Annotated in this window: 23 protein-coding genes; 16 read left to right on the top strand and 7 right to left on the bottom strand. The window is 72.3% G+C overall.

Going from position 1 to position 23,008, the window contains the following annotated elements; translation table 11 throughout:
• Positions 1-62 precede the first annotated feature (62 nt).
• The 6 genes from ACH4SP_RS39320 to ACH4SP_RS39295 all read left to right on the top strand — a co-directional run bounded on the left by ACH4SP_RS39320 (position 63) and on the right by ACH4SP_RS39295 (position 6,714).
• Entirely contained in the window at positions 63-2,423 is a 2,361-nt protein-coding gene (locus ACH4SP_RS39320) for a peptidoglycan binding domain-containing protein (RefSeq protein ID WP_398422711.1), read from the top strand.
• 173 nt (positions 2,424-2,596) lie between these two features.
• Positions 2,597-3,514, top strand: a complete 918-nt coding sequence (locus ACH4SP_RS39315) for an ABC transporter ATP-binding protein (RefSeq protein WP_398422709.1) — start codon at positions 2,597-2,599, stop codon at positions 3,512-3,514.
• Positions 3,511-4,248, top strand: coding sequence for an ABC transporter permease (locus ACH4SP_RS39310; RefSeq protein ID WP_398422707.1), 738 nt, complete (start codon positions 3,511-3,513; stop codon positions 4,246-4,248). The genes ACH4SP_RS39315 and ACH4SP_RS39310 overlap by 4 nt, the downstream gene beginning before the upstream one ends.
• A gap of 30 nt (positions 4,249-4,278) precedes the next feature.
• Positions 4,279-5,499, top strand: a complete 1,221-nt coding sequence (locus tag ACH4SP_RS39305; RefSeq protein WP_398422705.1) for a sensor histidine kinase — start codon at positions 4,279-4,281, stop codon at positions 5,497-5,499.
• A complete protein-coding gene (locus tag ACH4SP_RS39300; RefSeq protein WP_398422703.1) occupies positions 5,496-6,116 on the top strand; it encodes a response regulator in 621 nt (206 codons plus the stop codon). The genes ACH4SP_RS39305 and ACH4SP_RS39300 overlap by 4 nt, the downstream gene beginning before the upstream one ends.
• A 142-nt stretch (positions 6,117-6,258) precedes the next feature.
• Positions 6,259-6,714, top strand: coding sequence for a carboxymuconolactone decarboxylase family protein (locus tag ACH4SP_RS39295; protein ID WP_398422845.1), 456 nt, complete (start codon positions 6,259-6,261; stop codon positions 6,712-6,714).
• A gap of 18 nt (positions 6,715-6,732) precedes the next feature.
• Here the strand turns inward: ACH4SP_RS39295 and ACH4SP_RS39290 are convergent, their stop codons facing one another.
• Positions 6,733-7,590 (bottom strand): transglutaminase-like domain-containing protein, encoded by an 858-nt coding sequence (locus tag ACH4SP_RS39290; protein ID WP_398422701.1) that lies wholly within the window; start codon positions 7,588-7,590, stop codon positions 6,733-6,735.
• Positions 7,591-7,614: 24 nt separating this feature from the next.
• Positions 7,615-8,682, bottom strand: coding sequence for a GNAT family N-acetyltransferase (locus tag ACH4SP_RS39285; RefSeq protein WP_398422700.1), 1,068 nt, complete (start codon positions 8,680-8,682; stop codon positions 7,615-7,617).
• 143 nt (positions 8,683-8,825) lie between these two features.
• On the opposite strand from ACH4SP_RS39285, the gene fdxA reads away from it, so the two are divergent.
• Entirely contained in the window at positions 8,826-9,146 is a 321-nt protein-coding gene (gene fdxA, locus ACH4SP_RS39280) for a ferredoxin (RefSeq protein WP_016642910.1), read from the top strand.
• Positions 9,147-9,286: 140 nt separating this feature from the next.
• Entirely contained in the window at positions 9,287-10,381 is a 1,095-nt protein-coding gene (locus ACH4SP_RS39275; protein WP_398422698.1) for a bifunctional succinyldiaminopimelate transaminase/glutamate-prephenate aminotransferase, read from the top strand.
• A 71-nt stretch (positions 10,382-10,452) separates the two neighbouring features.
• Here the strand turns inward: ACH4SP_RS39275 and ACH4SP_RS39270 are convergent, their stop codons facing one another.
• Together ACH4SP_RS39270 and ACH4SP_RS39265 are read right to left on the bottom strand one after the other, a co-directional pair.
• Entirely contained in the window at positions 10,453-10,947 is a 495-nt protein-coding gene (locus ACH4SP_RS39270; RefSeq protein WP_398422696.1) for an ATP-binding protein, read from the bottom strand.
• A 417-nt stretch (positions 10,948-11,364) separates the two neighbouring features.
• A complete protein-coding gene (locus ACH4SP_RS39265; protein ID WP_398422694.1) occupies positions 11,365-12,417 on the bottom strand; it encodes a hypothetical protein in 1,053 nt (350 codons plus the stop codon).
• Positions 12,418-12,506: 89 nt separating this feature from the next.
• On the opposite strand from ACH4SP_RS39265, the gene dapE reads away from it, so the two are divergent.
• Together dapE and ACH4SP_RS39255 are read left to right on the top strand one after the other, a co-directional pair.
• On the top strand, positions 12,507-13,586 hold the full coding sequence (dapE, locus tag ACH4SP_RS39260) for a succinyl-diaminopimelate desuccinylase (protein WP_398422692.1): 1,080 nt from the start codon (positions 12,507-12,509) through the stop codon (positions 13,584-13,586).
• Positions 13,587-13,655: 69 nt separating this feature from the next.
• Complete coding sequence (locus ACH4SP_RS39255) at positions 13,656-14,405, top strand: TIGR00730 family Rossman fold protein (protein ID WP_398422690.1); 750 nt, start codon at positions 13,656-13,658, stop codon at positions 14,403-14,405.
• 228 nt (positions 14,406-14,633) lie between these two features.
• Here the strand turns inward: ACH4SP_RS39255 and folP are convergent, their stop codons facing one another.
• Complete coding sequence (folP, locus tag ACH4SP_RS39250; protein ID WP_398422843.1) at positions 14,634-15,494, bottom strand: dihydropteroate synthase; 861 nt, start codon at positions 15,492-15,494, stop codon at positions 14,634-14,636.
• A 123-nt stretch (positions 15,495-15,617) separates the two neighbouring features.
• Here folP and ACH4SP_RS39245 point away from each other — a divergent pair, with 123 nt between their 5' ends.
• Positions 15,618-16,052: a DivIVA domain-containing protein gene (locus ACH4SP_RS39245; protein WP_398422688.1), complete on the top strand. Its 435-nt coding sequence runs from the start codon at positions 15,618-15,620 to the stop codon at positions 16,050-16,052.
• Positions 16,049-16,645 carry a DNA-3-methyladenine glycosylase I gene (locus tag ACH4SP_RS39240; protein WP_398422686.1) on the top strand — a complete coding sequence of 199 codons (597 nt, stop codon included), beginning with the start codon at positions 16,049-16,051 and terminating at the stop codon, positions 16,643-16,645. The genes ACH4SP_RS39245 and ACH4SP_RS39240 overlap by 4 nt, the downstream gene beginning before the upstream one ends.
• A 69-nt stretch (positions 16,646-16,714) precedes the next feature.
• Here the strand turns inward: ACH4SP_RS39240 and ACH4SP_RS39235 are convergent, their stop codons facing one another.
• Complete coding sequence (locus tag ACH4SP_RS39235) at positions 16,715-17,515, bottom strand: enoyl-CoA hydratase/isomerase family protein (RefSeq protein WP_398422684.1); 801 nt, start codon at positions 17,513-17,515, stop codon at positions 16,715-16,717.
• A 301-nt stretch (positions 17,516-17,816) separates the two neighbouring features.
• On the opposite strand from ACH4SP_RS39235, the gene ACH4SP_RS39230 reads away from it, so the two are divergent.
• The gene (locus ACH4SP_RS39230; RefSeq protein WP_003966491.1) at positions 17,817-17,984 is read left to right on the top strand and encodes a DUF3117 domain-containing protein; all 168 of its coding nucleotides are present in this window, start codon (positions 17,817-17,819) and stop codon (positions 17,982-17,984) included.
• A gap of 381 nt (positions 17,985-18,365) precedes the next feature.
• On the opposite strand, the gene ACH4SP_RS39225 is transcribed toward ACH4SP_RS39230, so the two are convergent.
• The gene (locus tag ACH4SP_RS39225; protein WP_398422682.1) at positions 18,366-19,031 is read right to left on the bottom strand and encodes an O-methyltransferase; all 666 of its coding nucleotides are present in this window, start codon (positions 19,029-19,031) and stop codon (positions 18,366-18,368) included.
• A 152-nt stretch (positions 19,032-19,183) separates the two neighbouring features.
• On the opposite strand from ACH4SP_RS39225, the gene sigE reads away from it, so the two are divergent.
• From sigE to ACH4SP_RS39210, 3 genes are all read left to right on the top strand, one after another.
• Positions 19,184-19,975: an RNA polymerase sigma factor SigE gene (sigE, locus tag ACH4SP_RS39220; RefSeq protein WP_398422680.1), complete on the top strand. Its 792-nt coding sequence runs from the start codon at positions 19,184-19,186 to the stop codon at positions 19,973-19,975.
• Positions 19,972-21,033: an anti-sigma factor family protein gene (locus tag ACH4SP_RS39215; RefSeq protein ID WP_398422678.1), complete on the top strand. Its 1,062-nt coding sequence runs from the start codon at positions 19,972-19,974 to the stop codon at positions 21,031-21,033. The genes sigE and ACH4SP_RS39215 overlap by 4 nt, the downstream gene beginning before the upstream one ends.
• A gap of 147 nt (positions 21,034-21,180) precedes the next feature.
• Positions 21,181-22,917 (top strand): S1C family serine protease, encoded by a 1,737-nt coding sequence (locus ACH4SP_RS39210; RefSeq protein ID WP_398422841.1) that lies wholly within the window; start codon positions 21,181-21,183, stop codon positions 22,915-22,917.
• The last annotated feature ends 91 nt before the right edge of the window (positions 22,918-23,008 follow it).

The following is a 23,008-nucleotide window of genomic DNA, read 5'->3' as shown; positions in this document are numbered from 1 at the left end:
AGCCGCCCGCAGCAGCACATGGTCAAGAGAACGGGCGGTGGAGCCAACCGGGAGAACCTGCCTTGAGTCGTGAAACTGACAGTTCGTCCTCCGGCGCGCAGGGGCGCGGATCAGCCGCCTACCCCTCCGGCACGCCGCCGTACGGATCCAGCCCGTATCCCTCGCTCCACCCGGACGGCCAGGACGGCGTCGGCACGGGCTCGCACGACGAGCCCGCCGAGGCTCCGGAGGCGGACGGGCCCAGGACCGAGACGACGCTGACGACCCGTATCCGGATCAACATCCCCGGATCGCGTCCGATTCCGCCGGTCGTCATGCGCAAGCCGATGAACGACGGCGAGGGTGACGGTCCGTCGGCCGACGGGAGCCGCGACGGGAGCCGCGGCAGCGAGACCACCGGCGAGACCGTGTGGCCGCCTTCGGAGCCGCTGTCGGCAGCGCCGTCCGCCGCGTCGGGCGCCGCCGCTCCGGCCGCCGGTGCACCCACCGCCTCCGGGCAGCCTCCGCTGCCGACGCGCGTGCAGGGGGCGACCGTACGGGACAAGGGGACCGACGGTACGGACGGTTCCGGTTCCGGTTCCGGCTCCGGAGCTGCTTCCGCTTCCGGTGACGAGAAGCCGACGAGCGACTGGTTCGCACCGCGCAAGGCCCCCGTCACCCCGCCGCCTTCGCCGACCGCGCCGGCCACTGCCCAGGGCGGCGGACAGCGTGACGGACTGCCGTACTTCACGGACGGGACAGGGGCCGACGGGGGAGCACCCGCCGGTTCCACCGGTCCTGCCGCGCCGTCCGGGCCGACCACCGGGCCAGTCAGCGGCCTCAGCTCGATCGCGAGCGGCGTCGGGCCGGAGACCACCGGGCAGCACCAGATGCCGGGTGCGGGTCCCGGTGCGGGTTCCGCTCCCGGCGCCGGTTCCGGTTCCGGTTCGAGCCCCTGGCCGACCGTGGAGCCCGCCGCGGGCACGCCCAGGGGCGGGGCGTCGGCCCCGTCTCCGTACGGTACGAACCCGCTCACCGGCATGAACGGCGCCGGCGGCATGAGCGACGACACCGCCGTCCTCACCCCGCAGACCGACCCGCGCGACGACCTGCCGGAAACGGGGCCCGGAGCGGGCCAGGGCCAGGGACAGGGAACGGGATCCGGAACCGAGCCGGGACGGGGCTGGGAAGCGGTGCCGGGTGTCGGTGCGCCGGGCCCCGGTGCGCCGGGCCCCGGTACGCCGGGCCCCGGTACGCCGGGCCCCGGTACGCCGGGCCCCGGTCCGATGACGCCTCCCGGGTACGTCTCGGGCGATACCTTGACCAGCGGCATCCCGGTGGTCCAGCCGGAGGGGCCGCGCAGCTCGTTCCCGAGCGGGCCGAACCTCAACCCCCGGCTGCCCGATCCGCCGGGCGCCGCCGACTTCGGCCAGGCCGCGCCCGTGCGCGAGGAGCAGCCTGCCCCGCCGCCCGCGCCCAAGCCCGCCGCGCCCGCGAAGAAGGGCCGCTCCAAGCTGGTCCTGCTGGTCGCGGGCGTGGTCGTCGTCGCAGGCGGCGTCTACGGCGCCGGGCTGCTGCTCAACCACTCCGACGTACCGAAGGGGACCACGGTCCTCGGCGTCGACATCGGCGGCAGCACCAAGGACGAGGCGGTCGTCAAGATCGACTCGGTCCTCGGCAAACGGGCCGGACTGCCGCTCCAGCTGACCGTCGACGGCAGGAAGACGCAGCTGGCGCCCGGCAACGCGGGTCTGTCCCTGGACAGCCAGGAGACGGTGCGCGGCGCGTCCGGCGGCGACTACAACCCGGTGTCGGTGGTCGGCTCGCTGTTCGGCGGCGAGCGCGTCGCCGAGCCGGTGATCCCCGTCGACGAGGAGAAGCTGACCGTCGCGCTGACCTCCCTGGCGGGCACCTCGGGCACGGCGTCCGACGCGTCCGTCACCTTCTCCACGGGCAAGCCCGTCGCCGTGCCGGGCAAGCCGGGCAAGGCACTTGACGTGCAGGCCTCGATGAAGAAGGTGCGGGACGCCTACCGCGAGCAGGTCCAGAGCGGAAAGACGGTACCGGTCGAACTGCCCGTCGTCGCCAAGCAGCCGACGATCAGTCAGGCCGAACTCGACCGCGCGATGAACGAGTTCGCCGAGCCCGCCATGTCCGGCCAGATCAAGATCATGGCGGGCGGCAAGGGCATCCCGTTCGGGCCCGCGAAGTCGCTGCCGAAGATCCTCTCGATGAAGCCGCAGGGCGGAAAGCTGGTGCCGGTCTACGACCTGGCGGCCCTGGAGAAGCTCTGCGACGGGGCGTTCGACCAGGTGATGATCACCAGTGCGGACGGCACGAAGCGCCCGGTCACCATGGAGGACGTCCGGGACGCGATGGGCAGGGCGCTGGTCGGCAAGACCCAGGCGGAGCGCACCCAGACGATCCCGCTGAAGGCGACGTAGCGGATCGGCGTCGGTGGCCGACTGCCCACCCGCGGGCCTGCGCCGGCCTTTCGGAGCCCCCGTCCCCCCACCGGGACGGGGGCTCCGTCGCGTCCCGGCCCATGACATCTGTCATGCCGAAGAGCGGACGGTCGTCTCTGCCGCGCGCGGCCGGGAATCGCCACCCTTGAACCATGACCACTACAGCCGTCCACTTCAGCGAAGTGAGCAAGACGTACGGCCGGGTCCGCGCCGTGGCGGACCTCTCCCTCGACCTCCACCCCGGCGAGACCGTCGCCCTCCTCGGCCCCAACGGCGCCGGCAAGTCCACCGCCCTCGACCTCCTCCTCGGCCTGCGCCCCGCCGACTCCGGCACGGTGCGGCTGTTCGGTACGACGCCCCGGCAGGCCGTCGCCGACGGCCGCGTCGGCGCGATGCTCCAGAGCGGCGGCCTGATGGAGGACGTCAGGGTCCGCGAGATCGTCCGGCTCGCCTGCGACCTGCATCCCAGGCCGTACCCCGTACAGGACGTGCTCGACCGGGCCGGTGTCGCCCAGATCGCCGACCGCATGGTCAACAAGCTCTCCGGAGGTCAGGAGCAGCGCGTCCGGTTCGCCCTCGCGACCGCCGGCGCCGCCGACCTGATCGTCCTCGACGAGCCCACCACCGGCATGGACGTCACCTCCCGGCAGGCCTTCTGGGCGACCATGCGCCAGCAGGCCGACCAGGGCCGTACCGTCCTGTTCGCCACGCACTACCTGGAGGAGGCCGACGCCGTCGCCGACCGGGTGCTGGTCCTGCACAAGGGCCGGCTGCTCGCCGACGGCACCGCCGCCGAGATCAAGGCGAAGGCCGGTGCCCGCCGCATCGCCTTCGACCTGGCCGAGCCGATCGACGAACGCGCCCTGGCCGCGCTGCCGTTCCTCTCCGCCGTCGAGGTCTCGGGCCGCACCGTCCGCATGCAGTCGCACGACGCCGACGCCACCGTCCACGCGCTGTACGGACTCGGCGTCTACCCCCGCAACCTCGAAGTCGCGGGGCTCGGCCTGGAGCAGGCCTTCGTGGCGATCACCGAAGCCGAAGACAACCAGAAGGAAGCGGCGTCCGCATGAACACCCTCATCGCACTCGAAGTCCGCCGCACCCTGCGGAACAAGAAGTTCATGTTCTTCTCGATCGTCTACCCCTCCGCCCTCTTCCTGCTGATCTCGGGGACCTCGGGCAATCAGAAGGTGCCGGACACCGACCTGACCATGCCCCTGTTCGTCATGGTCGCCATGGCCTCCTTCGGCGCCCTGACCTCGGTCCTGATGGGCAACAGCGAGCGCATCGCCAAGGAGCGCGAGAAGGGCTGGGTCCGCCAGCTGCGGCTGACCAGCCTGCCGGGCCGCGGCTACGTCCTCGCGAAGATCGCGGGCTCGGCGGTGGTCACGCTGCCCGCCATCGTGATCGTCTTCGTCGTCGCAGCGGCCGCCAAGGACGTACGCCTCGACGCCTGGCAGTGGATCGCGCTCACCGGCGTCATCTGGGCGGGCAGCGTCGTCTTCGCTGCACTGGGGGTCGCCCTCGGGTACCTCACCAGCGGTGATGCCGTACGCCCCGTTACCATGATCATCTACTTCGGCCTGTCCATCCTGGGCGGCCTCTGGATGCCGGCGACCCTCTACCCCCAGTGGCTCCAGAACATCGCCGAATGGCTGCCCACGCACGCGTACGCCGCCCTCGGCCAGGCCATCGAGCTGGGCGGCGCCCCGCACGCGAAGGACGTCGCCGTCCTCGCCGGGTACTTCCTCCTCTTCGCGGGCGGCGCGGCCTGGCTGTACCGGAAGGACACGCTGAAGGCATGAGAGAACTGAAGGCATGAAAGAGCCGAAAGCATGAAAGAGGAGATGGCGGGGGAGACGGCGGGGGACGCGGCGGGGGAGACCTTCGCCCCGATCGGGCGGCCGGTCGACAGCCGCCGCCTGGCCCTGGGCAAGCTGCTGTGGATCGGCATCTGGCTCGCCTTCATGGGCGCCCCGGTCGGCGACCTCCTCGGCGACGCGCACGGGACCCCGGCCGCCGTGCTCGGCTGGCTGGGCCTTGCCGCCTTCGTCGGCGTCTACTTCGCCCTGGTGTTCCGGCACACCTCCAAGGCCCTGGCCCGCCTCACCGTCTGGGCCTCCCTCGGCACCCTGTACGCCCTCTCCCTCGCCCTCTCGCTGACCCTGGGACCGCCCTGGCTGACGCTCTTCGTGTACGTCTCCGTGGCGGCAGGGGCGTGTCTGCCGATACGGAAGGCGCGGTGGGCGATCCCGGGGGTGACCGCGACGCTGCTGCTGGTCGGCATCCGCCACGGCCACGAAGGTCTCGGGGCGACGCTGGGCGGGGTCCTCGTCCCGACCCTCCTCGGCGGCTTCGCCATGACCGGCGTGCGCCAACTGGTGCGCACCACAATCGAGTTGAGAGAGGCCCGGGCCACCGTCGCGCAGCTCGCCGCCAACGAGGAGCGGCTGCGCCTCGCCCGTGACCTGCACGACCTGCTCGGCCACTCCCTCTCCCTGATCACACTCAAGAGCGAACTCGCGGGCCGGATGCTGCCCGGCCACCCCGAACAGGCCGCCCGGCAGGTCGCCGACATCGAGAAGGTGAGCAGGCAGGCCCTGGTCGACGTGAGGGAAGCCGTCACCGGCTACCGCCGGGCCACCCTCCCCGGCGAACTCGCGGGGGCCCGCACCGCGTTGACGGCCGCCGGCATCACCGCCGAGGTCCCCGCCGGGCCGCCGTCCGACCTCACGGGCGACCTGCCGCCGGCGCAGGAGGAGGCGCTGGCCTGGGCGCTGCGCGAGGCCGTCACCAATGTCGTACGGCACAGTGGCGCGCGGCGGTGCGCGGTGCGGCTGCGCGAGACCCAGACCCTGGACGGCCCGTACCTGGAACTCACCGTCGAGGACGACGGCAAGGGGGCCTCGGCGGGACACGGCGCGGGCAACGGACTGAACGGCATGCGGGAACGCCTCGCCGCGGTCGGCGGCACCGTGCACACCAGCACCGCTTCCCCCGGCTTCACCCTCACCGCCAGGGCGCGCCTGGGCCAGGACCTAGGATCCGCAGCATGACCGGCACGAAAACCATCAGGGTCCTGCTCGCCGAGGACCAGTCGATGGTCCGCGAAGCACTGGCCGCGCTGCTCGGCCTGGAACCCGACATCGAGGTGGTCGCCCAGGTCGCGCGCGGCGACGAGGTGCTGGCGGCGGCCCGTGCGACACCCGTCGACGTGGCCCTCCTGGACATCGAGATGCCAGGACTGACCGGTATCGAGGCGGCTGCCCTACTCAGCGCCGGACTCCCCGAGTTGAAGATCGTGGTCCTCACCACCTTCGGCCGCCCCGGCTATCTCCGTACGGCCATGGAGGCGGGCGCCCACGCGTTCCTGGTGAAGGACGCCCCGGCCGCCCAGCTCGCCGCGGCGGTTCGCAAGGTGCTCGCGGGCGAGCGCGTCATCGACCCCACCCTCGCGGCGGCCGCCCTCGCCGGGGGCGCCAACCCGCTCACCGACCGCGAGCGCGACGTCCTGCGGGCGGCCGCCGACGGCTCGACCAACGCCGAGGTCGCCGCCGCCCTCCAGCTCTCCCAGGGCACCGTCCGCAACTACCTCTCGACGGCCATCCAGAAGCTGGCCACCCGCAACCGGGCCGAGGCCGTCCGGGTGGCGCGCGAGAAGGGCTGGCTCTGAGCGGGCCCGTTCCGTGACGGCCGATCCCGGGCCGCAGAAGTTCTTCTTCGATCAGGCCGGTTTCCTGTCACATCCGGGACGGCTGCTCCGTCGTAGAGGTGTGAGCGCAACACCGCGCTCCGCACCGCTGAAGGAGCCCGCCGTGGAAGCCCGTATCGCCAACCCCGCCACCGTCATCCCCGGAGCCCTGCCCGCCATCCTCGGCCTCGCCGACGTGGCGAAGAAGGGCGACGTGCCCGAGCCGACGCTGGAACTGGTGCACCTGCGCGTCAGCCAGATCAACGGATGCAGCGTCTGCGTCGTCATGGGCACGGCCAACGCCCGCAAGTCCGGGGAGAGCGACGAGCGCCTCGACTCCGTCGCCGTCTGGCGCGAGGCCCCGTACTTCACCGACGCCGAGCGGGCCGCCCTCGCCCTCGCCGAGTGCGCCACCCGCCTCGCCGACCGCAGCGACCCGGTCCCGGACGACGTGTGGAACGAGGCCGCCGGGCACTACAACGAGAAGCAGCTCGCCGGGCTCACCCTGTGGATCGGCCTGACGAACTTCTTCAACCGGCTGAACGCCACCACCCGGCAGATCGCCGGAGTGAAGTGGTAACCAGCCCGCTGCGGGACATCAGTTGAGGCGGGCCCGAGCAGCCCTGGCCCGCCCCCTGATCGCCTCCGCCGTCAGGGGCTCGACCGGCTCCACCACGTCCGCGTACTCCTCCATCTCCACCGCGCCGGACGCGAAGTCCCCGCGCTGTACGAGCAGTTGGGCCCGCTCGTAACGCAGCCTGGCCGGATGGGCGGGCAACAGGAGTGACAGTTCCACCGCCCACAGCTGTACGTCGCTGCGCTCGGGCCGCGCCGCCGCCCACGCCCGGATGTTGTTGAGGATCCGCAGCACGATGTCGAGCGGATCCGCCGCCCGCAGCATCGCCGGATCGAGCGGCTCCCCGGTGGCCCCGGCCACCAGCAGCTCCGCGTCCGCCCCCGTCAACAGCCGCCCCGCGTCGAACGGATCGGCCAGCACCTGCTCCTCGGGGCCCCCGCCAGGACGTCCGAACCCCACGACGAAGTGCCCCGGCAGCGCCACCCCGTACACCGGGGCCCCGGCCCGCCGGGCCACTTCGAGCCACACCACGGACAGCAGGATCGGCAGCCCCCGCCGGTGCCGCAGCACCTCCGGCAGCAGCGAGGACTCCAGCCGCTGGTAGTCGGCGGGTGCCCCCTCGAACCCGCAGTGTGCGCCCAGGAGTTCGGCAAGTGCCACCGCCCACGACCGGGGTCCGACCGGCCGGAACGGCAACAGCCCGGCCAGCCGGTCGAGTTCGATCTGTGCCTCGTCGAGACCGGTCTGCCCGAGACCGGGGTCGGCCACCGCCCCGATCAGCAGGCACAGCGTCGCCAGGTCGGGCTGTTCGGCCCGCGCCTCCTCGGCGAACTGCTGCCGCCAGTCGGGGAGTCCGGGGCCCAGGGAGGATTCGCTCATGTCAGCTTCGTACCCGCTCCGTGTCTATGCGGACTGTGTCTGTGCGGACCGGTAGTGGTGGTAGCGGTGATGGACTGTGAAGCCCATCCCGTCATAGAGCCCCCGCGCCCCTGTGTTGCCGTCCTCCACCTGGAGCCACGCAGCCGACGCCCCCTCGTCGAGCGCCCTGCGCGCCAGTACGGCCATCACGGCCGTCGCCAGTCCGCGCCGCCGGTGCGCCGGATCGACCTCGACGGCCGCGAACCCGGCCCACCGCCCGTCCACCACGCACCGCCCGATCGCGGCCGGCCGCCCGCCGTCCTCGCCCGGCACCGTCGCGAACCACACCGAGGGCCCGCTCTCCAGCACCTTCACCACATGCGCCCCGGGCACCTCGGAGCGCTGGTACCGCGACATCCACGCCGCGTCCGCGGACCGGGCGAGCCGTACGTCGGCCCCGCCCGTCTCCAGGTCGCCGACCGGGGCCAGCGCCCCGATCCGTACCTCCGCGGACACCTCCGACTCCCAGCCGCGACCGGCGAGTTCGGCGCCGAGCACCTCCTGGGTGCCCTCGGCGCCGGTCGACACCTGGACGTACGGCGGCAGACCCCGGTCCTCGTACCACTTCCGTACGTACGACAGCGCCTCGTCCAGCGGCAGCCCGGGATCCCCCAGCGGCAGAACCGAGTTGGCGCGCCGGGTAAAGCCCACCCGTCGCCCGACCACCGCCCCTCCAGGACGCGCTTCGCGCGGCACCTCCTGGACTGCGGCCCGCAGTGTCCAACCGCCCATCGACTCGCTCTCCACCGGTTCCCAAGCGCGCGCCATCACCCGTGCCAGCTCGGGGAAATTCGCCGCGGGACCGCGCCGCCTGGCGGGCGCCGCGGGCACCACCTTGGCCGCGACCAGCGACGACGCGTCGACCCTCACCGTCTCGCCACTCCTTCGTGTGATCGACAGCACACCGTCGTCCCACGATGTGAGAACGCCGACCGCGTCGGCGAATCGCGCACCCGGCGCGGAGTCCCCGGTCAGACGCCGGACTGATACCCGTTTGCCCACGTCGTCCGGTGTCAGCCGCACCTCAAGTTGTCCGCCGGTGGTGAATTCCACAGGTCTCTCCACCCCTCCTGTTCGGATCGTGCCCGGGAACGGAGATACTAGGTGCGGGCATCGCACGACGCCGCGCTCCCGCGCGCCCGTGGACGGAGCCGGAGAGCTCGGCCCGCCGCGCCCTATCGAGGAGGAACGACAGCGTGACCTACGTCATCGCGCAGCCTTGTGTCGACGTCAAGGACAAGGCGTGCATCGAGGAGTGCCCGGTCGACTGCATCTACGAGGGCTCCCGGTCCTTGTACATCCACCCGGACGAATGCGTCGACTGTGGTGCCTGTGAGCCGGTCTGCCCGGTCGAGGCCATCTTCTACGAGGACGACACCCCGGAGGAGTGGAAGGACTACTACAAGGCGAACGTCGAGTTCTTCGACGAGCTCGGCTCGCCCGGTGGTGCCTCCAAGCTCGGCCTGATCGAGCGCGACCACTCCTTCATCGCAGCGCTGCCGCCGCAGAACCAGTAAGCAGGCGGTTCGCCGAAAGCGTCGCCCCGGTCCCGTACGGCCTTCGTTGCCGTACGGGACCGAGGCGTTTTCCGGTGCCGCCCGATCGCCGTCCGACCCGTCCTCGTACGTACGAAAGCTACGAGAAAGCGAAGAGCTTCGTGAGCACTGTCACCGACCGCCTGCCCACCTTCCCCTGGGACAAGCTGGAGCCGTACAAGAAGACGGCGGCCGCCCACCCGGACGGCATCGTGGACCTCTCCGTCGGTACCCCCGTCGACCCGGTCCCCGAGCTGATCCAGAAGGCCCTCGTCGCCGCCGCGGACTCGCCGGGCTATCCGACGGTGTGGGGCACGGTCGCGCTGCGCGACGCGCTCGTGGAGTGGGTGGGGCGAAGGCTCGGCGCCCGCGACGTCCAGCACACCAACGTCCTTCCGGTCGTCGGCTCCAAGGAGCTGGTGGCCTGGCTGCCGACCCAGCTCGGGCTCGGCCCCGGCGACCAGGTCGGCTACCCGCGGCTCGCCTACCCGACGTACGAGGTGGGCGCCCGCCTCGCCCGCGCGGAGGCCGTCGTCTACGACGACCCGACCACCGACCTGGACCCCGCCCGCCTCAAGCTCCTCTGGCTCAACTCGCCCTCGAACCCGACCGGACGGGTCCTCTCCAAGGACGAGCTGACCCGGATCGTCGCCTGGGCGCGCGAGCACGGCGTGCTGGTCGTCGCCGACGAGTGCTACCTGGAGCTGGGCTGGGAGGCCGAGCCGGTCTCCGTACTGCACGAGGACGTCTGCGGCGGTACGTACGACGGGATCGTCGCCGTCCACTCCCTCTCCAAGCGCTCCAACCTGGCGGGCTACCGGGCCGCGTTCGTCGCCGGTGACGCGGCGGTCCTCGGCGACCTGCTGCAGATCCGCAAGCACGGCGGCATGATGACCGCCGCCCCGGTCCAGGCCGCCACCGTCGCCGCACTCGGCGACGACACGCACGTGGCCGAGCAGCGCGAGCGGTACGCGGCCCGGCGCACCGCCCTGCGGGACGCCCTCGTCGCACACGGCTTCCGCGTCGAGCACAGCGAGGCCAGCCTCTACCTGTGGGTCACCCGCGGCGAGAACTGCTGGGAGACGGTCGCGCACCTCGCGTCGCTGGGCATCCTGGTGGCGCCGGGGGACTTCTACGGGGTGGCGGGCGAGCAGTTCGTACGCGTCGCCTTCACGGCCACCGACGAGCGCGTGGCGGCGGCGGTCGCACGGCTCTGAACCGCCGCATCGCAGAGGGGCCCCGGGAGTTCGTGCTCCCGGGGCCCCTCTGGGTGTGCGGTGCGGGTCGGCTAGCCGCCGATCGGCAGACCGCCCAGGCTGCCGGCGCCGGGCAGGCCACCACCGCCCGGGAGACCGCCACCGGGCAGGCCGCCGCCACCCGGGAGGCCGCCACCGGCCAGGCCGTCGGTGGGCAGGCCGCCGTCGGTGGCCGTCTTGGCGGTGTCGCCGAGGACCTCACCGGCGCTGCCCGCGACGTCACCGGCGGCCTTCTGGGCGGCGGGGGTGGCCGTCTTGCCGACCTTGCCGGCGGTCTTGCCCGCGGCGGGGACGGCCTTCTTGACGGCGGCGCTGCCGGTCTCGCCCGCCGTGTTGGACGCCTTCTGCGACGCGTCGTCGACGGTGTTGCCGAGACCGGCGCCGTCCAGCGCGGTCAGGCCGCCGAGGTTCGGGGTCGCCGGGAGGTCGGCCGCACTGGCGGAGCCGGCCGCACCGACCACGGAAACTGCGCCTGCGGCGCCGAGCAGGGCGGCACGGGCAATCCGACGGGCCAGGGGGAGGGTCATGGTGCTCCTTAGCGGAAGAAGACGTTGTGGAGACGCTGTCTGTCCGGCGATCGGACGCCATGACAACCGCTCGGGGGGAGGGAGAGGTTGCGGTGCGGCAAGGTAAAGAGTTCGCAATGCGGCGCATAATCCTTTGAGGATAAAAACGGGCAAACAAGCAGCATCGGGAAACCGGTCGAATGCCCCGCTTCCCTTGATTCCCAAGGGAATTGAAGAGAGTCGGCCGAGGTGGGCGCGGCGTTGGCCGTGCGATCGCCCGACGGGGCCCGGCGCCCCCCTGCGGGTGACCCGCTGGACGGGTGATCGCACGATTTTCGAACGGTGACCTGCTCTTGGCCCGGGAGTGATCTGCCCGTTATCAGGCAGTTGTCCGGTGAGTGCACGGTGCGTGTGCGGTGCGTGTGCCGTGAAGGGGCGCTACGGGGCGGTGCTGATCCGGACCTCGGAGGCGCCCTCGGCGGCACCTGCCGGGCTCTCTTTCGCCGGGATCCGCTGCCAGCCGTCGGCCGCCCGCCGGGAGCTCCATTCGTGGCCCGCGTACGTGATGCGGGTGATGCGGAGCTCGGCGGAGTGGGCCATCGCCCAGTGCGCCAGCTGCCAGCCGCGCTGCTGGGCGGGTTCGGCGAAGGCACCGCCGGCATCGGCCCCGCGGTCGCCGCCGCCCGCCCCCGGGACGGGCACCACGACGGTCCGCGCGTCGTCGGAGCCGCGCGAGGGGCCACTCGTGGAGCTGCCCGCCGAGCCGCTCGCGGAGCCGCTCACGGGGCTGCTCGCGGGGGAGCCCGCCGCCCGGGTCTGCAGGAGGACCCCCGCACCGAAGGCGCCGGTCAGGCTCTCCCGTACCTTCGCCGGATCGCCCTGCTTGCCGTCGTCGCCGCCCCTGCGCGCCTCACACGAAAGAGACGCGGGGGTACGGCCGGTGAGCGCCGAGGCGAGCAGCGCCGCGTCCGGCTCGTGCTTCGCGTACGCCTGCGGGAAACCGCTCTTCTGCACCCGCTGCGCGGCCACCGTCAGCGGCAGCCGCGAATAGCCGGGGACCTCGGTGAGGTGCTGGTAGAAGCGGGCGGCCGAGTACGCGGGGTCGAGGATCTGCTCGCCCGTGCCCCAGCCCTGCGAAGGACGCTGCTGGAACAGGCCGAGCGAATCGCGGTCGCCGTGCCGGATGTTGCGCAGCGCGGACTCCTGGAGGGCGGTCGCCAGGGCGATGGTGACCGCACGCTCCGGCATGCCCCGCGACGTACCGACGGAGGAGATGGTCGCGGCGTTGACGGCCTGCTCGGCGGTCAGCTCGTATCTGGCGCCGCTCCCCTGCGTGCCGTCGCCGCCGAGCACCGTGCAACGGGTGGAGGACTGGCCGCCGGCGAAGTACTGCACCGCTACGTATCCGGCCAGCGCCAGCAGTACGACGGCGCCTACGACGAGGCGGAGGGTACGGCCGTGGAGGGAGGAGAGAAGGGGGAGCTGGGACACAGGGCCAAGGTACTGGAGCCCGCACACCAGTCCGCCCGCCCGACCACGGGGCCCGGGGGACGGGGAGGGGTCCCGTTAGGGTCGGAAGCATGACCGACGCACCGCTCGACCTCAGCCTCGACGCCGCGGCCCTCACCGCCGCTCTCGTCGACTTCCGCTCCGAGAGCGGCAACGAGAAGCCGCTCGCCGACGCCATCGAGGCGGCGCTGCGCGCACTCCCGCACCTGACCGTCGACCGGTACGGCAACAACGTCGTCGCCCGTACGCACCTGGGCCGCTCCGAGCGCGTGGTCCTCGCCGGGCACATCGACACCGTCCCGATCGCGGACAACGTCCCCTCGCGCCTCGACGAGAACGGCGTCCTGTGGGGCTGCGGCACCAGCGACATGAAGTCCGGCGTGGCCCTGCAGCTCCGGATCGCCGCCACGGTCCCCGAGCCCAACCGCGACCTCACCTTCGTCTTCTACGACAACGAGGAGGTCGCCGCCCACCTCAACGGCCTCGGGCACGTCGCCGAAGCCCACCCCGACTGGCTCGCGGGCGACTTCGCGGTCCTCCTCGAACCGTCCTACGGCGAGGTCGAGGGCGGCTGCCAGGGCACCCTGCGGGTCATCCTGCACACCACCGGCGAGCGCGCCCACTCCGCACGCAGCTGGATGGGCTCCAACGCCGTCCACAAGCTCGCGCCGATCCTGACCAGGCTGGCCGCGTACGAACCGCGCCGCCCGGTGATCGACGGCCTGGAGTACCACGAGGGCCTCAACGCGGTCCGCGTCGAAGGCGGCGTCGCCAACAACGTCATCCCCGACGCCTGCTCGGTGACGGTCAACTACCGCTACGCGCCCGACCGCTCCCAGGAAGAGGCACTCGCCCACGTGCGCGAGGTCTTCGCGGACTGCGACATCGCGGACTTCGTCGTGGACGACCACTCCCCGGCGGCCCTGCCCGGCCTCTCGCACCCGGCGGCCGCCGCGTTCATGGCGGCGGTCGGCGGCCGGGCCAACCCGAAGTTCGGCTGGACGGACGTGGCCCGCTTCAGCGCGCTCGGCGTCCCCGCGGTCAACTACGGCCCCGGCGACCCGCTGTTCGCCCACAAGCGGGACGAACACGTGGAGGTCGCGAAGATCCTGCACGGCGAAGAACGACTCCACTCCTGGTTGACGGCCTGAATTTCGCCGTTCGTCACATCTGGGGACCTACCCTGACCCGACAACGTACGGCAGCGAAGGGAGCACGGCATGACGCATCCTGAAGAGGGACGGACGCCCGAGGAGCAGCGGCTCGGTCCGGTCCTGCGCCGCCGGGAACAGGTCCAGCCCGGCACCACCGACCAGCGTCTGCTGGACACGGAGGGCGACTCGGAGTGGGTGCACACCGACCCGTGGCGGGTCATGCGCATCCAGTCGGAGTTCGTGGAGGGCTTCGGCGCGCTGGCCGAACTCCCCAGCGCGATCAGCGTGTTCGGCTCGGCACGCACACCGGCGGGCTCGGCGGAGTACGACGCGGGAGTACGGATCGGCAGCGCGCTCGTCGAGGCGGGCTTCGCGGTGATCACGGGCGGCGGCCCGGGTGCGATGGAGGCCGCGAACAAGGGCGCCAGGGAGGCCAACGGAGTCTCCGTCGGCCTCGGCATCGAGCTCCCCTTCGAGCAGGGGCTCAACCCGCACGTCGACATCGGGGTCAACTTCCGCTACTTCTTCGTCCGCAAGACGATGTTCGTGAAGTACGCGGAAGGCTTCGTGGTCCTTCCCGGCGGCTTCGGCACCCTCGACGAACTCTTCGAGGCGCTGACCCTGGTCCAGACCCAGAAGGTCACCCGCTTCCCGATCGTCCTCTTCGGTACGGAGTACTGGGGCGGCCTCGTCGACTGGCTGCGCAACACGGTGATCGCCCAGGGCAAGGCCTCCGAGAAGGACCTCCTCCTCTTCCACGTCACGGACGACGTGGACGAAGCGGTGGCCCTGGTAACCAAGGAAACAGGCAAGTAAAGGGAGGCGGCTTCCGTCCCCACCCCCTGCCCCCTGCCCCCTGCCCCCAGCCTCCTTGGGCAGCGGGGCCGCCCCCCGGGGGCAGTGGGGTCTCCCCTGCTCCTTAAGAGCTTGGGGAAGGGTGGGCAAGGGGGCGGCCCCCCACCGCGGCACGCCCCACCCCGACCGCACGCCCTCGCCACCGCCCCGCCCTACGGCCCGCGACCAGCAGGCCGTAGGGCGCCGCCCCTACGCCAACCCCCTCCGCGCCACCGCCGGCACCCGATGCCCCGCAATCGACGCCACCATGTCCAGCACCTGCCGCGTCTCCGCCACCTCGTGCACCCGGTACACCCGCGCCCCCAGCCACGCCGAGACCGCCGTGGTCGCCAGCGTCCCGAGCACCCGTTCCTTGACCGGCCGGTCCAGCGTCTCCCCGACGAAGTCCTTGTTGGACAGGGACACCAGCACCGGCCACCCCGTCGCCGCCATCTCCCCGAGCCGCCGCGTCGCCTCCAGGCTGTGCCGCGTGTTCTTCCCGAAGTCGTGCCCGGGGTCGATCATGACCGCGTCCCGCCGCACCCCGAGCGAGACGGCCCGCTCGGCCAGCCCCACGGTCACGTCCAGGATGTCCGCCATGACGTCCTCGTACTCGATCCGGTGCGGCCTGGTACGCGGCTCCGCGCCCCCCGCGTGCGTGCACACCAGCCCCACGTCGTACCGCGCCGCGACCTCCGCCAGCTTCGGATCGACCCCGCCCCACGCGTCGTTGAGCAGATCCGCGCCCGCCTCGCAGACCGCTTCGCCGACCTCGTGCCGCCAGGTGTCCACGCTGATGACGACGTCCGGGTACCTGCGCCGCACCTCGGCCACGAAGCCGACCGTGCGCCGTGCCTCCTCCTCGGCGGTCACCTCCTCGCCGGGGCCCGCCTTGACCCCGCCGATGTCGATGATGGCGGCCCCCTCCGCCACCGCCTGCTCCACCCGGGCCAGCGCGGGCTCGTCGCGGAAGGTCGCCCCCTGGTCGTAGAAGGAGTCCGGGGTGCGGTTCACGATCGCCATGATCACCGGCTCATGCGTCTCGAAAACGCGCCGTCCCAGCCGCAGCATCTGCAGATTCCTCCTAGTCACGGACCTCTGGTGACCCTCGACAGGCCGTCTGCGACCTTAACCGTCACACCCGCATGGCACGATCAGGGCCGGAAGGTTTCCGTATGCCCCGGGGAGACGCTGGTGTTCTGGTTCTTGCTCTTGGCGATGGTGGTGGTCGTCACCGCCGTGACGCTCGCCGTCGTCGGCGGCGGTGACGACGGTCCTCTCCCGGAGGCCGGGCCCGACCACCTGGTGGACCCGCTGCCACCGACCCGCCCGGTCGGCCGCGCGGACATCGAGGCGCTGCGGCTGCCGCTGGCGCCCCGGGGGTACCGGATGGCGGACGTCGACGACGTCCTGGGCCGGGTCGGCGCCGAACTGGCCGAGCGGGACGCCCGTATCGCCGAACTGGAAGCGGCCCTCGCGGGCGCCCAGGCCGCGACGGTCGGCGGCCCCGACCTCTTCACGAAGCCGGCCGAGCCCGCCCCGGAGGAGGCACCGGTCTCCGGGCCGACGGCCGAGCAGGCACCCGAGCCGGGCACCCGCCCGGCCGCGCCCGGGGAGCCGCAGTCATGACCGACTCCGGCATCGGTGCCTCGCCGGGCCCTGACGGGGGTCTCCGCTGCCCCTGGGGGCTCGCCACCGAGGACTACACGGCCTACCACGACACGGAGTGGGGCCGTCCGGTCCACGGCGACGACGCGCTGTACGAGCGGCTCTGCCTGGAGGCGTTCCAGTCCGGGCTGTCCTGGCTGACGATCCTGCGCCGCCGCGAGGGATTCCGCACCGCCTTCGCGGGCTTCGTGATCGACGAGGTCGCGGACTTCACCGAGGTCGACGCGGCCCGCCTCCTCGCCGACCCCGGCATCATCCGCAACCGCGCCAAGATCGAGGCCACCCTCGCCAACGCACGGGTACTCAGCCAGTGGGACGAGGGCGAACTGGACCGTCTCGTCTGGTCCTACGCCCCGGACCCCGCGAGCCGCCCCGTGCCCCGCACGCTCGCGGACGTACCCGCCGTCACCCCGGAGTCGACGGCCCTCGCCAAGGACCTCAAGAAGCGCGGCATCCGCTTCGTCGGCCCCACCACGGCGTACGCCCTGATGCAGGCCTGCGGCCTGGTCGACGACCACCTGGTGGACTGCGTCGCCCGGGGCGACCGCACGTGACCGCACGTACCGTACGCAATGGCTGCGCAGGGTGCGTAGCAGCTGCGTACGGTACGTAAAAGCACCAGGTCAGCGGCCCAGGTACGTCGGCTTCGCCTTGTCGATGAACGCCTGCACCGCGATCGCGTGGTCCTCCGACGCGCCCGCCAGGGTCTGGAGTTCGTCCTCCTTCTCCAGCGTCTCGGCCAGGCCGTGCTCCGACCCGTACGACAGGGACGCCTTCAGCGCGGCGTACGCCACCGTGGGGCCCTCCGCGAGCGCCCGCGCCACGGCCGTCGCCTCGGCGGCCAGCGCGGCGGACGGTACGACCTTGTTGGCGATGCCCAGCGCCAGGGCCTCCTGCGCGTCGATCGAACGCGGGAAGAGCAGCAGGTCGGCGGCGCGGCCGTGGCCGATCAGCCGCGGCAGCGTCCAGGACACGCCCGAGTCGGCGGTGAGTGCGACCCCGGCGAAGGACGTGGTGAAGGTGGCGCTGTCCGCGACGATCCGGTAGTCGGCGGCGAGCGCGAAACCGAGGCCCGCGCCCGCGGCGACCCCGTTGACCCCGGCGACGACCGGCTTCCGCATCCCGGTCAGCGCCCGCAGGATCGGGTTGTAGTGCTCCTGCACGGTGCTCATCGTGTTGCCGGTGCCCGCGGCCCGGTCCGCGGTGAGCGAGGCGACGTGCTCCTTGAGGTCCTGACCGACGCAGAACGCCCGGCCCGTCGCCGTCAGCAGCACGGCCCGTACGCCCGAATCCTCCGCCGCAGCCTGCACCGCTTCCCGCAGCGCGACCTTGGCCTCGGTGTTCATCGCGTTCATCGCGTCGGGGCGGTTGATCGTGATCGTCGCGAGAGCGTCGGTCACCTCGTAGAGCACGGTGTCGGACATCGTCGGTCCCCTCCAAGTGCGAAAAATGGGCATGCACAGGCCAGCATGGCGGAGATCCGGGACCCCGCGCATGTGACCTGCGTCAAACAAAAAGACGTCCGGAGGCGGTACAGGGCGGCGAAGTATCGCAGCTGGATCGCCGAATTGAGTGGTTTTGCGGCTGCGCGTTGCGCAAGCGATGCCAACCGATGTTGGTCATTGGGTCCTGCGATGCGGGATAATGGCCTGGAAGCAATGTGTTCGATGCCGGTGACACCTGGGTTGTCGGCTGCGTGAGCTGGTTTCAGGAAGGGGAACGAGCATGGCGGCCATGAAGCCGCGGACGGGCGACGGCCCGCTCGAGGTGACCAAGGAGGGGCGGGGCATCGTCATGCGCGTTCCGCTCGAAGGCGGCGGTCGACTTGTCGTCGAGCTGACTCCGGACGAGGCCGATGCACTCGGCGACGCCCTGAAGAAGGTCGTCGGCTAACGCCTGAAGGCGGAAAGCGCTCTTATCTCTCCACTGCCCCGGCCACGCGCGAGCGTGAACCGGGGCAGTGGTGTTTCTCTGCTCGTGCACGCACACGACGCCGGGCATTTTCCACACGTACGAGGCCGGGCCCCTCGTTTACGTACGAGACCGAGCACTCCGGGTACGCACGAGGCCGGGCACTCCGAGTACGTACGAGGCCGGACGCTCCGGGTACGCACGAGGCCGGCACTCCGGGTACCTACGCGGCCGGACGCTGCTCAGCCCCGCCGCACCGCGCACAGCAGTCCGACTCCTTCTTCGTGCCGCTCTCGCGCTGTTCGGCCCCGGGGGGCCGAACAGGCGTCGAGCGGCTGCGTCGGACTCCGTCCGCCGGAGGCCTCAGCCCCGCCGCACCGCGCACAGCAGTCCGTCGCCCACGGGTAGCAGTGAGGAGACCAGCTCGGTCGACTCCCGTACCGTGCGCAGCAGTTCGCGCAGCCGCAGCACCTCGGCGGGCTGGGCGGCGGAGTCGACGGTGCGGCCGTCCGCGAAGACTCCCTCGAAGCAGACCAGGCCGCCGGGGCGCAGCAGACGCAACGATTCAGCGAGGTAGTCCAGGGACTCCAGTCGGTCGCCGTCGCAGAAGACGAGGTCGTAGCCGCCGTCCGCGAGGCGGGGGAGCACGTCCAGGGCGCGGCCGGGGATGAAGCGGGCCCGGTTCCCGGCGAAGCCCGCCGAGCGGAACGCCTGGCGGGCGAAGGTCTGCCGCTCGGGCTCCAGGTCGACGGTGGTCAGCACGCCGTCGGGCCGCATGCCGTGCAGCAGGTAGATGCCGGACACACCCGTGCCCGTACCGATTTCGGCGACGGCTTTGGCGTCCGCCGTCCCGGCCAGCAGCCGCAGCGCGGCGCCGGTGCCCGGGGACACCGAGGGCACGCCCGCGTCCCGGGCCCGGTCACGGGCCCAGTGCAGAGTGTCGTCCTCGGCGACGTAGGCGTCGGCGAACGCCCAGCTCGTCTGCCGGTTGGCGGTAATGACCCTCTCCTGTCCCCGTAGTTGGCGCAACGGTGACTGTATCCGCTGACGTCGGGAACTCGCAGATGGGACCGGTCGTTGTGAAGGGACAGGGGGGACCGATGGATCACGGGGACCGGGGCCGGCAACGGGCCCAAAATTCACGCAAAGACTCTTATCCGGAGCTAACGGGCGAGGTGGTTATGGTAGGGGCTCCACTGGACACCACCAGAGCCGACAGGGGAGGTGCGGCTGCGGCCGGTGATCGGGGAGGAGTGCTCCGGCGCTTTCTCAGGTCTGCGGGCGAGCCGAAATCCGTGACCGACACCGCTGACCGTTCGACCTCCACTTCTTCCGCCGCCACGGCGACCTTCGCCGACTTCTCGGACGCGGAGGAGACGTGGACGCCTCCCACCTGGGAGGAGATCGTCAGCACGCACAGCACCCGCGTCTACCGCCTGGCGTACCGCCTGACGGGCAACCAGCACGACGCGGAGGACCTGACCCAGGAAGTCTTCGTCCGGGTCTTCCGCTCGCTGTCGACGTACACGCCCGGCACCTTCGAGGGCTGGCTGCACCGGATCACGACCAACCTCTTCCTGGACATGGTGCGCCGCAAGCAGCGCATCCGTTTCGACTCGCTCGGCGACGACGCGGCCGAGCGGCTGCCCAGCCGCGACCCGTCGCCCCAGCAGGCGTTCCAGGACACCCACTTCGACGCGGACGTGCAGCAGGCGCTGGACACCCTCGCGCCCGAGTTCCGTGCCGCCGTCGTGCTGTGCGACATCGAGGGCCTTTCGTACGAGGAGATCGCCGCCACGCTCGGCGTCAAGCTCGGGACCGTGCGCAGCCGCATCCACCGCGGCCGTTCGCACCTGCGCAAGGCGCTCAAGCACCGCTCCCCCCAGGCCCGCGCCGAGCAGCGCGCGATGGCCTCGGTGGGTGCGGGCGTGCCGATCGTTCCGTTGGCGGCCGGAGAGGGCGGAATCGGGTGAGCGGATCACGACCCACCCCGGCGGAACAGCACCTCGGGGACCGGCTCGCCGCCCTGGTGGACGGTGAACTGGGCCACGACTCGCGCGAGCGTGTCCTGGCCCATTTGGCTACCTGCGCCAAGTGCAAGGCCGAGGCCGATGCCCAGCGCAGGCTCAAGGACGTCTTCGCACACTCCGCACCCCCCGGCCCCTCCGAGGGGTTCCTGGCGCGCCTCCAGGGCCTGCCGGGGGGCAGTGCCGACGAGGACGGACCGGGTGACGGCGAGTCACCGGGCCGCAGAAGATTCGGGGAGGGCTCCTTCGGGGTCTTCAAGGACGGCGACGACCTGAGGTTCGGCGGCCGGATCGGGTACGAGCCGGGCGGAGCCCACCCGGGCGTGCTCCCCGGCGCCTCCCGCGACCGGGGCTTCCGGATCCATGAGGTCGGCCGTGCGGAGGCCGAGCGCTCGGGCGGGCGCAGGCCGCGCAGGTTCGCCTTCGCCGCGGCGAGCGCCGTCTCGCTGGCCGCGATCGCCCTCGGCGGCGCCCTTCCCGCGGAGACGACGAACAACCCCACCGCCAGGGGAGAGCGGGCGGGCGGGTCCTTCCCGACCAGGGCCGCGACCCCGGCGGGCGGCACGGACAGCAGCCGCCGCCAGGGCGGCGCCACCAGCGTCGGCGCGGGCACGACCGCCACGGGCGGAGGTACGACCCGGCTCTCCGTCACCACCGGCCGCGCGGGCACGGCCGCCGCACCGCCCGTCCCGTACAGCTCGGGGCTGACGGAGTATTCGCTCGCACTCGCCCAGCGCCAAGGTCAGGGGCAGGGACAGGGGCAAGGGCAGGGCCCGCGGCAGGGGCACAGGTACGACTGGGGCCGGATCCTGGGCCCGGGGCACGGGCGGCAGGACGGCACACGGGTCTTCCCCGCGTCCCTGCTGGACAGTTCGGTCGCGTCCCCGCTGATAGCCCCGGCGCCGACCGCACCGCCGACCGCACCGCCCACGTCGAAGCCGTCGGCGTCCGGCCATCTGGCCGCACCGTCCACGCCCGAACTCTCGGTTTCCCGGGCCCGCTGACCCGCACTCTGCGCGAGCAATCGCAAACCTGGTTGAATCCAGGGAAGGGGTGCCCGCCAGTGGGCGCGGAATCGGGTCGCAGTACGGATCTTCGTGCGGGTTTCTGTACGGATCTCGGTACGGGCCAAGGGCAGTTGCGGGGAGAGCATGGACGAGGGCAAGCCCGCCGGACCGCGGGCGAAGTGGTGGAGCCGTCCTGCGACGGGGAGGCCGGGTGCCGCAGCGGACCCGGCCCCGGCCGAGCCCGCGGACGCCCCGGCAGTGACGTCGGCACCGGCGTCGGCCGAACCGCACGATGCGGTGCCGGGGACGGCGCAGGGCGCTGAACCGTCGGGCCCTCCTGCCGAGACGCCGGGCCCTCGTCCGGAGATGCCAGGTCCGTCCGCCGACGCACCCGGCCAAGGGCGTCCGAAGCCCCTGCACGACCCTGACCCGTACGGCACACCGCCCTACGGCGGGCCGGGGCCGTGGGCGCCCGCGCCGCCGGTGCAGATGCCGACACCGGCCCACGGCACCCACGTACCACCGCAGTTCGGCGCACCGCAGCCACCGGCCCAGCCGCAGCAGCTGCAGCCACCGGCCCAGCCGCACCACCAGCCCCCGCCCCCGGCGCAGCCCCTGCCGCACCCTCCGCAGGGGCAGCCGCAGCAGCCCCCTCCGCAGGGGCAGGGGCAGCAGCAGTACCCGCCCTCGCAGTGGTTGCAGTACGACCCCTGGAGTGCGGCCCCGCAGCAGCCGCTGGTGTACGCGGACGCGGCGCCGCCGAAGAAGCGGCGGCGCGGCGGCATGTTCGTCGGCGCGCTGGTGATCGCCCTGCTGGCCGGGGGAGTCGGCGGCGGTGTCGGTGCGTACATCGAGCGGAACAACGGGATCACCGGCGGCTCCGTCCGGCTCCCGCAGGCCGACAAGGCCCCTCTGGACCGCGCCCCCGACACCGTCGCGGGCATCGCCGCCAGCGCCCTGCCCAGCGTCGTCACCTTCCACGTCAGCGGCAGCAGTGCCAAGGGCACCGGCACCGGGTTCGTCCTCGACAACAAGGGCCACATCCTCACCAACAACCACGTGGTGGAACCGGCTGGCACCTCCGGGACCATCTCCCTCACCTTCAGCAGCGGCGAGACGGCCAGGGCCACGCTCGTCGGCAAGGACAGCGGGTACGACCTCGCCGTCGTGAAGGTCGTCGGCGTCTCCGGCATGAAGCCGCTGCCGCTCGGCAACTCCGACAACGTCCGGGTCGGCGACCCGGTGGTCGCGATCGGCGCCCCCTTCGACCTCCAGAACACCGTGACCGCCGGCATCATCAGCGCCAAGCAGCGGCCCATCACGGCGGGCGGCGAGAAGGGCGACGGCAGCGACATCAGTTACGTCGACGCGCTGCAGACCGACGCCCCGATCAACCCGGGCAACTCCGGCGGCCCGCTGGTCGACCAGCAGGCCCGCGTCATCGGCATCAACAGCGCCATCCGCGGCCCCGACAGCGGCTCCGGGCTCGACGGCGGCCAGGGCGGCAGCATCGGCCTCGGCTTCGCGATCCCCATCAACCAGGCCAAGCGCGTCGCCGAGGAGCTGATCAACACCGGGAAGGCCACCCACCCGGTGATCGGCGTCTCGCTCGACATGAAGTTCACGGGTGACGGTGCGCAGGTCGGCACCAAGGGTGCGGACGGCGCCCCGTCGGTCACCCCCGGCGGCCCCGGCGCCAAGGCCGGCCTCAAGGCGGGCGACGTCATCACCAGGATCGACGGCGAGCGGGTGCACAGCGGCGAGGAGCTGATCGTCAAGATCCGCTCGCGCCGCCCCGGTGAGCTGCTGGAGCTGACCCTGCGGCGCGGCGGCAAGGAGCAGAAGGTGACCCTCAGACTGGGTACGGCCGGGGACTCCTGAGCGGACCGGGATCCGGACCGGGATCCGGACCGGGATCCGGACCGGGATCCGGGCAGGGATCCGGACCGGGACGCCCTGCGCCACCGGGGCG

Source organism: Streptomyces sp. NPDC021093 (genome assembly GCF_044333135.1).
Lineage (GTDB): Bacteria > Actinomycetota > Actinomycetes > Streptomycetales > Streptomycetaceae > Streptomyces.
Note: the sequence above shows the minus strand (reverse complement) of the source record. Positions and strands in the feature narration are given on the sequence as shown.